Here is a 12,993-nt window from a genome sequence, read left to right as displayed (position 1 = left end):
TTAAAATGCTGTTTAAAAGACTAGTTGATGACAATGCTAAAATTTGGAATGAGTATATAAATCATGAGTTTGTAAAACAGATCGAAAATGGCACTTTGCCCAGTGAAAATTTTATGTTTTACTTAAAACAAGATTATATCTATCTGATAAATTATGCAAAATGCTACGCTAGACTATCAATAAATGCCAGAACAAATACAGAGCTACGCTTTGCGATGAAATTTCAAAACTACATCGTCGAGGGCGAAATGCAACTTCATCAAGAGATACTAAAACTAGGCATCGATACTGAAAATTTCAGCGATTTTGACGAGAGTATATTAAATATGGCTTATAGTAGATATATGCTAAGCGTTGGCGAGAGTGGCGATTTTTTAGATATGCTTATAGCACTTGCGGCGTGTGCGGTTGGATACGGCGTGATTGGTAAAAATATCAAACAGCGACTTGGCAAGATACCTAGCTCACACCCTTACAAGGCTTGGATAGATACGTATTCAAGTGATGAATTTTTAAGTGAAGTTGATGAGTTTATAGCCTTTGTCGATAGTTATAGCAATGTGGTTAATGAAAGCAAATTTTCACGTTTAAGCGAGATTTTTGGTAATGTCACTAGGCTTGAGGTTGGGTTTTGGCAACATGGGCTTGAGATGAAAATGCAAATTTAATACGTTTTGTATGTTTTATGCTTTAAGTTTTGTTATCGGCTTTTTATTGCCGTTTCAAACCGGACTAAACTCGCGTGTTAAAAATGTAGTGACTTCAGCGTTTTTAGCGAGTTTGGTTTCATTTTTTATTGGCTTAAGTTTGCTTTGCGTTTTGCTACTACTTAATGGATACTCTATAAATTTCATGGCGTGGAACTATGAGAATGCTAGATTTTGGCATTTTTTTGGTGGATTTTTAGGCGTTTTTGGAATTAGTGCGGCTATACTTTTGTTTGCTAAACTTGGGGCAATTTTGCCTATTGTTTTGCTTGTATTAGGGCAGATTGTTTCTAGCGTTATTATAGACATTTATGGCTTACTTGACATGCAGATTAAAAACTATAATGCATTTAATTTTTTGGGATTTTTTCTTGTTTTTATTGGTTGTAGTGTCGTTATATGTTTTAAGGATAAAAATTTCAAACTAAGTTTTAATCCTGCACTATGGTTGCTTGGTATTTTAGTAGGCGTTGCATTTAGCGTTCAAGCCTGTATTAATACAAATCTTTCAAATCATCTTTTTTCATCGCTAAAAGCCGCTTTTATATCTTTTGGTATTGCGTTTAGTGTGCTTTGTTTTATCGCTATTTTTGTGCTTAGAAATTTTAAAAATTTATTAAAAATAACCTTATCAAAAGAGCCTTTTTATATCTATTTTGGTGGTATTTTTGGAGCATTGTATGTGTATGCTATCACCATTATTACGCCTATTATTGGCGTGGCAAATGCGTCTGTGTGGTCGCTTTTTGGCATGATAGTCGGTGGGATCATCATTGATATGGTGGGTTTGTTTGGTGTGTTGCAAAAATCAATAAACAAAGAGCAAATTTTAGGTTTTATCTTGCTCTTTGTTGGTGTTTGGATGCTAAAATTTACTTTTTAAATATTCCAAAAGGCTTACCAAGCGGCAAGAAAACGCGTCCAAAATGTGCATTTAAAACACTTGCACCAAACGCATAAAAGCTTAAAATTGATATACCAAGCTCAGAATAAGCAGCTAATTCATGCATCGCGTGAGTTGCTATGCCAAATGATGATAACGTAAGTCCAAGGAATAAAAAGTCAATCAAAACAAAGATGGCAAATAGCACTTTTGTAGTTTCTAACGCACCAATTGTCATAAAAATAGTAAAGATTAAATAGCCTAAAAATGCTACCCCAAGTTGTGTGCTATCAGCAGTCATTTTCATTGCGTCGCCAAAAACTCCATTTTGAATAAGCCACGTCATCGCAACCCCAAGCCAAAACAATCCGTATCCACCAAATGCCGTTGTGCCAAATACATTTAGCTTTTTTGCATCATTTACACAGGCAAAAAGTTGTGCAAACGAACCTAAAAATATCGCCCATGGTATGACCAGTGAAGTTCCGCTTGTAATGCCTAGTTTTTGTGATGCCGCCACTAGTGTAACTATCGCCAAACCAAACAATCCTAATGCCGATGGATCAGCTGTTGCAACCTTGACTTCTCTTTGCTCCATACTTAGCTCCTTAAAATTTTAAAATAAACTCTAAGATTAACAAAATTTTAATTTTTTGTCAATAATTCAAACATAAAGCTTAGCTTTAAGGCTGTTTGCAAATATTTTTTAATATCGCATATAAATTTAAAATCTATTTGAAATTTGTCGTTTCAAGGTTAAATTTTGCCCTTACTTTACCTATTATTCGCACTTTATCAAGATCATCTTTGGTGATTATGATGTCTTGATAAAAGCTATTTAACGATGTGAGTTTTATCTCGTTTTTGATAGGGTCGATTAGATATTTTTTAACATACAAGCACTCATCAAGCATTGCGATTACGATATCGCCGTGTTGTGGAGTTGCCTTTTTATCGACTAGGACTAAATCAGCATCTTTGATAAATGGCTCCATGCTATCGCCAGTTGCTTTGATAATGTCGTATTCTTGTGGCTCAACTTGTAAAATTTCGCTTAAAAATTGTGTATTTACCGGGATTTTTACCGCTATGCCATCATCGCTAAATGCCCCATATCCTGCACTAGCTCTTACATCTTTGTAAAAATTTAGATTGTATTGCTTTTGATTTTTAGTATTTTGGATAAGCTCTGCTATACTTTCATTTTCATAAAAGTAGTTAAATGGCTTGTTAAATGTGATGCAAATAGTATTTATAATATGCCTTTTTGGTTCTATTTCGCCGTATTCATAGCTTTGCAAAGACCCATATGATACGCCTATTTTTTTAGCAAAATCTTTTTGGCTAAAACCAAGATTTTTGCGTAAATTTCGTATTTTTTCACCTAAATTTTGTGTATTCATAATTTTTTAACCTAAATTTTAAGTTTTTACTATTGACTTATACATGTTTTTTATGTATAATGCCGACATTGTTTTGGTAATTATATCTGAAATTAGGCTAAAAATCAATATTTTTACATAATTTCAATGATATTTCAACCAAACAAAAATAATTTTAAGGAGGATGATATGTAAAAAATATGTATTTCGCATACCACCCAAAGATCTAGTAAGTCTTTGATTATAGTATGCGTAGCGTTAAAGCTGAATAAATTCAAGGAGTGAATTATGAAGGATTTGGTTATTTTGGCATTTGTTGCACTTTCCATTTTTGGTTGTAGTGCTTTAATTAGCGTTGGAGATAACAACTCTAACACTCATACTTATTTAAAGGATAAAAAATGAAAATTTCAAAAATTTTAATTAGCCTAGCAGTAGTTGCAGGGCTTAGTTCTGCGGCATTTGGCTATATAGCAATGGATGGTAGTCCAAACATAAATAATGATACAGATGTTGTTTTACCAATATCCAGTGGAGATAAAGTGCTTTTTTACATACTAGCAAATAAAACACAAAATGACCCAAGTTTGCCTTTTGTGAATGATACAAAAATGACAAACAATGATTTTCGTTGTAAAGGTGAGCGTGGACAGACTTATAATTGCCGTGCGATTGATTTTTATGAAACTACTTTATGGTCATCAAATAGCGTAGGTGCTAAAATTGAGCTAAAACCAAATATTTTGTCTATATTAAAAGATAAAAATGCAAAAATTGTGTTTTTAAATAGAATAAACCGCGACAGAGCTACAGATACTTTAAGAAATAATAAGCCTTTTATGAAAGTTTATATTGATAAAGATGTCTATTTAAATGCCGAATTTACAAGACTAACTGGTGGAGTAAGTCAAGCAAGAACAAACAAGCCAATACCGACGGATGAGCCTGTATATATTCAAGCAAACGAACAAGCTGAAAAATATGAAGTTGGCTGGAAAGGCTTAAATAGTGGTAAAACATCATTTGGCAAAAACGAACATCAAATCGCACCAATAGATAGCGACAAAAATGCAAACCCAAAACCAAGTGTTAGCTTAGATATTACTAGTGATGACACATTAATGATTTTAATTTAGAATATGTATGTAATGGCACTAAATTTTATACGCTTTTAAATACACAAAATTATTTTTGGAATACAAAAATAGATATGTTTTCGGGTATAGATAAAGATGTATCGTCTATGCAATTGTTTCAAAACAACACACAGCTACAATTAGATTTTGGATTATTAAATAGGATAATTCACGATCTAAATATTGCTGATGAAAACGGTTCTAAATTAAATTTTCCTAGTGACACAATGCGTGTGTATAGCATACCAGATTTTGGTTTAATCACGGACATTCGCGAAAAAAGATAAGACAAAACACAAGAAACAATTTGCTTCTTGTATTCTTTGACTAAAGATTTTTAAAATTCTGTCGATGTGAAAAACATCACATTTTAAAAGGATTTAAAATGAATATAACAAGCATTGATAAAAATCCAATGATAAAAGCCGTAAATTTATCTTTAAATTTAAATATCCAAGGCGTCACAAACAAATTAACTATTAGCGAGAATGAACTGCCACAAAAACAAGCCAAACTAAAACAAATGGCACTTGGCTTATTATCCGCACATACTCAAACAAACATAACAAAAAGCTATGATAATTTAATTTCTTCAGATTTTCAAGATCCATCTAATTTTAAAGCATTGCAAAGAGTAAAAAAAGCAATAAATTATGAAAAATTTGGCAACGCATATTTTAAAAGTCCAAACTCATTTGCATTTTCAAATAACGAAATTTCGCATATTTTAAATCTTTCTTACAAATTTAGCATCCAAAAAGACACTCTCACGCCTAGCACTCACTCATCTACACTCTCAACCGCTTACGGTGATGTGAAGGTGTTTTTAGACCTTTATGATGATAATGACAAGCTTGGTATAGGAGATTTAGCGAGTAATGTCTTGCTTTTTAACTTCGATAGCAATGGCGATGGTGTGCTAAACGGCTCAGACGAACTATACTCAAAGCTAAAAGTAAGAGGATACGATAAAGATGGCAACGAAAGGATAATGAGACTAGCTGATGCTACCGATGGCATGGGTATAGATCTAGCAAAATTTATTGATAATGATGCGGTTAATAAGTCGTTAAAAGAGATAGATAAAATGTATAAACAACCGGATAAAAACGCTATCGATGAAACAGTGGATAAGCGAATTTTTTACTATAGCTCAAACCCCTACACCAATTTTTCCACCGAAAATCGCTACGAAAAACTAAGTAACGAAAGTATTGATAAATTTTTTGACACATACGCTGATAAAGATGGCTGGGTTAGCATAAATAATCAAACAATGTCAGGCTTTAACAACCTAGCATATGAAAAAATGGGCTTTGATGGTAAGCTAAGACTAAGCGAGTTTAATTATATTTCAGACGTAAATTATAGCAAAGATCACGATAGCTACTCTGCATATCAAAAAGATAGCTTTATGAAATTTTATAATGATTATCAAATAGAAGAAGATTTTCATATTCAAAATGTCGCAACGTTAAGCAGAAACCTAAAAGAATACGGCGTAGAAGGTGCCGATGAGCTAATCTCAAAGCTAAGTGTGAGCAAATCAAGCTTTATGATCGCTATGCAAAATGAGTTTGAAAAAGCAACAGGGCTAAAATTTAGCACACAAAATTTAGAAAAGGTAAAACGAGCCTTTGAAGCAGACGCAAACAAGGCCGCTGCAAGTCTAAGCGATAGCGATAGCGTAATAGCTATGAAACGCAACACAAATGGCACATACACGCTAAGATTTGACAGTGGCAGAGAGCTAATAGTAACTGAGCTATACTCAGACACAGGCAAACTACTAGAATATGAAAATGGTGTCAGAGCAAGTGTAATTTTAGACGCTAAAAATATGGATGAGATAGAGCTAAATACGCTTGATTTTAGCACAGTCGGCATAAAACAAGGTGAAAAATTTCAGACCCTAAAGGAGTTAGGCGTAAATTTCATAAAATCCGTCTTGAACAAATACAGCAATCAGTTTTTGCTTACTCTAAGTGATAATAAAACAATCTCATCAAAAGAGCTTTACAATCTAAGCTTTGCTAAGGACTTAGAAAAACATATCCCAAAAATAGATGAAAAAGACAAGCTATATCAAAAAGTAGATAAAAGAGCATAAAATAAATATCTAGTAGCCTTTTAGGTGATTTAAAATATATTATGTCGTTTATCATATAAATTTGTAGCAGTTAAATGAAATTAAATTTGTCTTAGCACATTTAATTTAACTAATATCATAAATCTTAGCTATCACTTATAAAATAATAAACACAAATTTAACATAACCTACATAGGTTGTTTGTTGGCGTCTTTGATGTCATGGTTTTATTAAATTTAAGCGGCATTTGCATGATAAAAATGATTAAATATTAAAACATAAATATTTGGTATTTTATAAGCATTGCTTTGATGCATTACACAAGCCAACTTAAATAGATCTACCTTAGATAATTTTTGTAAATAAAATATTAAATTTTAGTTTAAATTTACCCTATTTATTTTACAATTTGATTTTTAATTTCAAAATAAAAGAAATATTATGGAGTTTTTATCTCTGATATTTTTTGCACTTTCGTTGATTGTGGTGCTATTTAAACCACAAAAAGAGTGCTTGGCGTTTGGTTCGTTTGTCATAGGAACACTGATTTGTTTTGTGATGTTTTTCATAGCTAGTTGGACTTCACTTTTGCCTTTTGCATCGTATTAAGGAGATAATATGAAAATTTTAAATGAGAAAAATTTTGATTTTATTATGACTACGGCAGTGCTTTTGGTTTTGGCTATTCCTGTTGAGATTGCAAATTTTTATCTTGGCTATGTTATAGGCGAGGGTCCTTGCACATTGTGCTGGTGGGAGCGTATTGGCATGATTGTGATCGGCGTGGGTGGTATTTTAGTGCTTCGATATGGACTTAGAGCTAGATATGTGGCATTTATACTTTTTGGTGCGGCATATGGACTTTTTATGACGTTAAGGCATTCTAGCTTTAGCATTTACAGAGATGTTGGAATGGGCTTTGGTGGCGATATTTTCGGCGCTCATACTTATACTTGGGGGATTTTGGTCTTTTGGGTTGTTGTCGTAGCAATGGGGCTTATGATGCTATTTGCAAAAGATGAAGCCGTAGCAGTGGGGCTTTTTAGAAAAGAAACAAAGGTAAAAGCACTAAATACCTACTCAAAATTTGTGATTTTTATCAGCCTTATCGTCGTGCTTTCAAATGCAGTTCAGGCTTTAATTTCGGCTGGTTATCCGCCGTATAGTGGCAAGGGCGATCCAGAGAGAATCAGCCTAAATAATACTTGGACTGCCGGGGTTTGGGACAGACTTAAAAAGCCACTTTCATTTGTTGGAGCAAATGTCGTTGAAAAACCATTTATCGCTGGTGAAAACAACCAAATCAGCTTGAAATTTAGCACAAATCCACAAGATGGTGCCTTTGTAAGCGTAAAACCAGCACCTGAAATTTTAAATCAAAAAGAGCTTGACTTTGCCATAACTGGCTTTATGGGTAAGGGTGTGGCAAGCGGTCTTGCATACAATGCACAAAATGACACCTTTGCTATATATCAAATACCGAAGGTGGTGTGTATTTTATGGACGCAAATTTTACAAAAACTGCTTACGCCATAATCGATAAACCAAACGGCAGAAATATCCAAAAAGCTGTAGCATCGACATTTGTTGGTGATATGTTTGTAACGACTGGCTTTAATAAAACAATTTTTGCCGTGCGTCAAACAGATAAAGACAAAATCGATGCGTATAAAGAGTGGAATAGCTTTAGACAGACTTCTGGTGGGCTTGAAATGCCATGGTATCGCGACCGTCCAGCACTTTTAACCATAAGAGCTAAAAAGCAGTATGTCCTAACACTTGCGGCAGCTAACGATAGTATGTATATGCTAAGTGTGCCAAATGATAGAGTTAAGGGGCAAATTTTGATTAAAGTTAACAACAAAGATAGGCTTTTAAGTTCTGAAACACCACTAAGTTCAGCATTAGAACTTAAAGATAGCATGGATATTAAGGATTATTATTTCACGGCTGGAAGCATTAGTGAGGGCGTATTTTATGCATATTCAAAAAATTACAACACCCTTGTGTTAATCGACATTGCCACAGCTAAGATAATTGATGCTTATGCGATGCCTAAAATGGGCGAAATTTCAGCACTTGCGATAAAAAATGATAGTATTTTTGCACTCACTCACGACGGTGACAAAGTCGTAATCGTGCAGATAAAAAAGCCTGAGTAAAACAAATATAGGAGTTACGACAAGCAATAAAAGCTAATTATCAAAAAATAGTATAATGACACAAGTGGGGCTATAAAAGCCTTGTTTGTGTCCTTTTTAACTTACAATGTTAAATTTTATAAAATTGTTTTTTGTTTAAGGCGGAGTTGGTTTGAGATATGCTTCATTTTGTAATTTACTTCTTTATAAATTTTTGCCATTAAGTTGATTGTTTGGTAGTTTAGATGAGATTAAAATAGGTCTAGTTATGCTTTTTTGAGTGAGTAAATAAAATAACTGCATTCTTTTGTTTTATAGCTTTGTTTTATTGTTTGGAGTTTTATGGCTAATTAAATAAAAATTATTTAGTATCATAAAATATTCAAAACAAATTAAAAACTTTTAAAGGAGTTTTAACTACTATACATCGATGAAAAACAAATACATATAGTTTCTAAATTCTCTCAATAAATTTCGTGAAATTTTAAAGTATTTTTCCACTTCGCTTGTATGAGCCTATAAAATTTATAAATTAAAACCACTGCGATAACGAGAGTTTAAAATTTGTTTGAAGTAAAGTCGGCAAAATGCCGACTTGTGTTAGAATTTATAGTTATAGCCTAAGTAAAGACCAGTGTTTGTATTTTTAACATTATTGCCATCGCGTTTATGTTTTGCATAATCTGTTTTTACACCAAATTCAATAGCATTATTTGCATCTAAACTGTATTGGACACCTAATCTTAAACCGATTATAGGAGCCGTATCCTTAGCTTTACCAGCGCTATCTTTATCGGAAGCCTTAAATTTAAGATGAGAAGCACCGACATAACCACCTACGATAAGTTTTAGATCGGTTGTAATTTCAGGTGTATAGTCGGCATTTAATAAGAATTTATGAGTTTTGTATTTTAGTTTAGATCCATCTATGCTATCTTTTGCTTCAAAGCCATACTCGTAGCTACCATAAACTCTAAAAGTATCAAAATCATAACCAGCCTTTAAACCCATAGTAGATCTGCTATCTTTTACTTTATCTCCGTCTGCTTTTAGCTGTGAGCGAATATCGTATCCTGCATTAACACCCACAAAAGCACCTTCTGCAAACGCAGCACTTGCACAAACACCAGCAACTAAAGCTGAAACTAAAACTTTTTCATTCATTATTCTTTTAAATTTAATTGAATCAAGCACTCATATTCTACCCTTTTCATTTAGAAAGATATTACACCTAGGACTTAGCTAAGATTTTAAATACAAATTTATCTTACTAATATAAATTTAAGTAAAAATTTTACACTTAATTTTAGTAATATCTTTAAAAATTACTTTTATATACTCACAATTTTGCAAAATTTTCATTTAAATTTACTTTTAAACTCACAATAAACACTTTTACTCATAGCTACAAAAATTAATAAAGTGAAAATTATTAAAATTAACAAGAAAACTCGCAAGTAATAAGACAAAATCGTAATTAGAAAATAGACTGAATTTTGTTGAGTAAAAATCAATTTAATATAATCGGTAGCAACTTTAGCATTTCACAAGAATCAAAATCACCTAATTCGCACGACCTAGAAAGCAACCAAGAGGCTAGGTCTTTAAATTTTATCATGCTTTGTTTATTGTTTTGCTCACGTATGCTAAAAAGCACTTTTAATCCACCATTTCTACATCGTGTAACACTAGGACTAATCTCACAAGCTAATCTAGCATATTTTGCCATATCTTGAGTATTGCTAAATTGTGTTTTAGGCATCGATGAGCCAAAAATTTCACTAAGTTCCATGCATGCATCAGCATCATTACCGTCGCACATTGCCTTTAAAATCTCGATATTAAAACGCATATTTTCGCAAAATTTTTCATAATCGTGCTCTTTTGCACTACATTTTTTAAAATCAATTATAAAGCTTTTATATGGCTCTTTGAAAGTATAGGAATAATCATAAGCAAATGCAAACAAATTATCAAAAAACACACAAAAGCATATCAAATATAAAGTTCTCATCATAATTCCTTAACCTAATAATAATATAATTTTAATAAATAAAAAATAGATTTTTAAAAATTTAATATCACCAAACTATAAATTGTTAAAAAATGAAACAAATTTATTAATTTTAAACTAACCAATTTATATTTTATTTATATTATAACATTGATATTTATTAAACATGATTAAAGTAAAAAATGATAAATGTAAATGAAAGTGTAAATATAAAATATGCGAAATAAAAATTTCGCATATTAAGGGGATTATTTTGCGACAGCTTGAATATCAATAACTACTTTTATCTCATCACTTAACATTGCATTTGGGGTTTGTGGAGCGAAATTAAAATCACTTCTATTTATTTTAGTCTCTAAACTAAAACCAATTTTTTCCTTACCATTAACATCAGCTACTCCGCCAAAATCATAATCAAACTCAACACTTTTTGTTACATCTTTTATAGTCAAGTCGCCAACTATTTTTGCATCATCACCGTCTTTTTTAAACTCTTTCATAACAAATTTCATGTCAGCAAATTTATCACTACTGAAAAAATCATCTTGTCTTAAATGATCATCGCGCTTTTTATTTTCAGTATTTACAGATGCTGTTTTTACAACCGCCTCAAGTCTGTTTAATACGTCTTTATCAGCATCTATAATAGCAGCAAAAGATGTAAATTTACCATTTACTTTTGTTATACTCATATGCTTTATACTAAAACTAACTGAACTATGAGCGGTATCTATACTATATTCAGAAGCACTTAATGCAGTTAAAAATCCAAAAGCGATCAAGCTAGATATTATAATTTTTCTCATTTGATATCCTTTTTTTATTAATTGTCACGGCGATTTTAATATAAAAAAGTAAATAAAAATTATTATTTAATATTTTTATATGAAATCTAAAATTTCAAATTGTTATGACATCTAATACTATAAAATTATGTATTTTAGATTTAAATACTTGTTTATAAAAGCTATTTTATGATTTTACAAACACTAAAATTTGTCTTTGCATATTATTTTGCCTTTTTATCCATATAGCGTTTTAATATCACCATTGCAGCGACACTATCTAAGTGTCCATCACGCTTATCAGCTATTATCTCAGAGGCTTGGGAGCTTGAAAATGCCTCATCTTCATACACGATTTTACCGCCGTAATTTAAAAGTGATACAAAATGCTCTATTCTACGTCTCATTTCATCTTCGCTTGAGCCACCAAGTGGCACACCAACGACCAAAATTTCAGCATCATATTCTACTAATAAATTTGATATGTCACGTGCAGCTTGATTGCGATTTTTGCGTAGCACAGGAGACAGCGGCAAGACTACATCGCGGTATGCAAATGCCACTCCTATGCGTTTTAAACCAACATCAATAGCGATGATTTTACTCACTTATTGTCCTGTTTTGGCTCATCTTTTTTAAGTTTGGCTATAAATTCTTTAGCTGATTTATACGCCCTATCACCCATTTTTTTGGCTTCTTCTTTGATGTTTATTGTTTTTACTTCGCTAAATTTTACACTTGCTTTCTTTTCTAATTCATCTAGCTCTTTTTTGATAGTTTCAAATTTATCCCCTATCTCACCTTTTAGCCACTCACGCTCATTTAATGCCGATTTTAGTTTTTCTAATCTATCATTTGCACCATTAATAAGTTCAGCTATATTTGGATTTTCCTTTATTGTATTTATACGCTCACTTAATTGCTCATTTGCTTGTTCGCTTATGCGTTTTAGCTTTGCCATTAAGCTGTCTAGAGTAGTTGTTAGTAGTATTTTTATCTCATCTTTAGCTGGTGCTTCTAGCTTGGTTTCTAGTTCTTTTAGCATATTTATAAAACTCTCATCGATATTTTTTAGCTCTTTTAATCTAGCATCATCAACTACTTCATTTGGAGCAAATTTCGCATCATCTTTTATCTTAGCCACGGCCAAACTTATACCATCTTTTACCCCAACTACCGCACCATCTACCAAGACGTTGGCAAAAATATGTCCTTCATTTGCTACCTCAGCTGCTGCAAGTATGATAGTGCGAGATATCTCGATTATCCTATCGCGGCTAAACTCACCCTGAAGTATCGATGAATACGCCATATTTTTGGATATTTGACTTATTGTTTCGTGTATATTTATACCATTTTCTATCGTAGTTAAAAACGCATTTTGTGAGCTTTCTTTTAAAATTCCAAGCATTCTTGTTTCGCGTATAATTGCACTACCGATTAAACCAAGCACTTCATCTTTACACTCTGCATTGCTTTCTTGCATCAGTCTTTCAGCACTCTCATATGAGATAACAAGCGTATTTCTTATCTCATCTTGTTTTATACGAATTTTCCTAGCGATACTATCTTGTTCATCAAGCAATTTATACAACTCTTTCTCTTTGGCACCTACTAATGCTTGATTTATGCCCTCCATGGCTGAGCGTAAATTTTTGGTATTTGTTAGATTGTGCGAGTTAAAATGTTGCAAAAGTATCTGCATACGAGTTAAAATTTCATCTTTTAATTCATCTTTATTTAAATCAGAAATTTCTTTAAAATATTCATTTGCAAGTGCCTTTATACTAATTAACACACCATTGCTCTCAACGTAATTTTTAAGATTTTTTTGTAATTTTTCGCTCATTTTATCC

The 12,993-nt window shown here is 32.2% G+C and carries 15 protein-coding genes; 8 read left to right on the top strand and 7 right to left on the bottom strand.

Annotation, left to right across the window (positions count from 1 at the left end):
• Nucleotides 1-5: 5 nt before the first annotated feature.
• Both tenA and LQU93_RS05930 read left to right on the top strand, forming a co-directional pair.
• Nucleotides 6-668, top strand: a complete 663-nt coding sequence (gene tenA, locus LQU93_RS05935; RefSeq protein WP_229932967.1) for a thiaminase II — start codon at nucleotides 6-8, stop codon at nucleotides 666-668.
• Nucleotides 669-678: 10 nt separating this feature from the next.
• Nucleotides 679-1,590 carry a DMT family transporter gene (locus tag LQU93_RS05930; RefSeq protein WP_229932966.1) on the top strand — a complete coding sequence of 304 codons (912 nt, stop codon included), beginning with the start codon at nucleotides 679-681 and terminating at the stop codon, nucleotides 1,588-1,590.
• Here the strand turns inward: LQU93_RS05930 and LQU93_RS05925 are convergent.
• Both LQU93_RS05925 and LQU93_RS05920 read right to left on the bottom strand, forming a co-directional pair.
• Nucleotides 1,580-2,188 (bottom strand): acetate uptake transporter, encoded by a 609-nt coding sequence (locus LQU93_RS05925; protein WP_229932965.1) that lies wholly within the window; start codon nucleotides 2,186-2,188, stop codon nucleotides 1,580-1,582. The two genes, LQU93_RS05930 and LQU93_RS05925, sit on opposite strands and share 11 nt — an antisense overlap.
• Nucleotides 2,189-2,321: 133 nt before the next feature.
• Nucleotides 2,322-2,993, bottom strand: coding sequence for a helix-turn-helix domain-containing protein (locus LQU93_RS05920; RefSeq protein WP_229932964.1), 672 nt, complete (start codon nucleotides 2,991-2,993; stop codon nucleotides 2,322-2,324).
• Nucleotides 2,994-3,373: 380 nt separating this feature from the next.
• On the opposite strand from LQU93_RS05920, the gene LQU93_RS05915 reads away from it, so the two are divergent.
• From LQU93_RS05915 to LQU93_RS05890, 6 genes are all read left to right on the top strand, one after another.
• A complete protein-coding gene (locus LQU93_RS05915) occupies nucleotides 3,374-4,108 on the top strand; it encodes a hypothetical protein (RefSeq protein WP_229932963.1) in 735 nt (244 codons plus the stop codon).
• 74 nt (nucleotides 4,109-4,182) lie between these two features.
• Nucleotides 4,183-4,395, top strand: coding sequence for a hypothetical protein (locus LQU93_RS05910; RefSeq protein ID WP_229932962.1), 213 nt, complete (start codon nucleotides 4,183-4,185; stop codon nucleotides 4,393-4,395).
• Between the two features lie 98 nt (nucleotides 4,396-4,493).
• Entirely contained in the window at nucleotides 4,494-6,218 is a 1,725-nt protein-coding gene (locus LQU93_RS05905) for a response regulator (RefSeq protein WP_229932961.1), read from the top strand.
• Between the two features lie 420 nt (nucleotides 6,219-6,638).
• The gene (locus tag LQU93_RS05900) at nucleotides 6,639-6,806 is read left to right on the top strand and encodes a hypothetical protein (RefSeq protein ID WP_229932960.1); all 168 of its coding nucleotides are present in this window, start codon (nucleotides 6,639-6,641) and stop codon (nucleotides 6,804-6,806) included.
• A gap of 9 nt (nucleotides 6,807-6,815) precedes the next feature.
• The gene (locus tag LQU93_RS05895) at nucleotides 6,816-7,733 is read left to right on the top strand and encodes a disulfide bond formation protein B (protein WP_229932959.1); all 918 of its coding nucleotides are present in this window, start codon (nucleotides 6,816-6,818) and stop codon (nucleotides 7,731-7,733) included.
• Nucleotides 7,697-8,359, top strand: coding sequence for a hypothetical protein (locus LQU93_RS05890; RefSeq protein ID WP_229932958.1), 663 nt, complete (start codon nucleotides 7,697-7,699; stop codon nucleotides 8,357-8,359). The genes LQU93_RS05895 and LQU93_RS05890 overlap by 37 nt, the downstream gene beginning before the upstream one ends.
• A gap of 579 nt (nucleotides 8,360-8,938) precedes the next feature.
• Here LQU93_RS05890 and LQU93_RS05885 read toward each other — a convergent pair.
• From LQU93_RS05885 to LQU93_RS05865, 5 genes are all read right to left on the bottom strand, one after another.
• Entirely contained in the window at nucleotides 8,939-9,502 is a 564-nt protein-coding gene (locus tag LQU93_RS05885) for an outer membrane beta-barrel protein (protein WP_229932957.1), read from the bottom strand.
• 346 nt (nucleotides 9,503-9,848) lie between these two features.
• Nucleotides 9,849-10,352: a hypothetical protein gene (locus LQU93_RS05880; RefSeq protein ID WP_229932956.1), complete on the bottom strand. Its 504-nt coding sequence runs from the start codon at nucleotides 10,350-10,352 to the stop codon at nucleotides 9,849-9,851.
• Nucleotides 10,353-10,600: 248 nt separating this feature from the next.
• On the bottom strand, nucleotides 10,601-11,158 hold the full coding sequence (locus LQU93_RS05875) for a YceI family protein (protein WP_229932955.1): 558 nt from the start codon (nucleotides 11,156-11,158) through the stop codon (nucleotides 10,601-10,603).
• A 203-nt stretch (nucleotides 11,159-11,361) separates the two neighbouring features.
• Nucleotides 11,362-11,745: a Holliday junction resolvase RuvX gene (gene ruvX / locus LQU93_RS05870; RefSeq protein ID WP_229932954.1), complete on the bottom strand. Its 384-nt coding sequence runs from the start codon at nucleotides 11,743-11,745 to the stop codon at nucleotides 11,362-11,364.
• Entirely contained in the window at nucleotides 11,742-12,986 is a 1,245-nt protein-coding gene (locus LQU93_RS05865) for a hypothetical protein (RefSeq protein WP_229932953.1), read from the bottom strand. The genes ruvX and LQU93_RS05865 overlap by 4 nt, the downstream gene beginning before the upstream one ends.
• Between the last annotated feature and the right edge of the window lie 7 nt (nucleotides 12,987-12,993).

Source organism: Campylobacter majalis, from assembly GCF_905120465.1.
In the GTDB taxonomy this organism is placed as follows: Bacteria; Campylobacterota; Campylobacteria; order Campylobacterales; family Campylobacteraceae; genus Campylobacter_A; species Campylobacter_A majalis.
The sequence above is the reverse complement of the archived record's forward strand: the minus strand, read 5'-3'. Positions and strand labels throughout refer to the sequence as shown.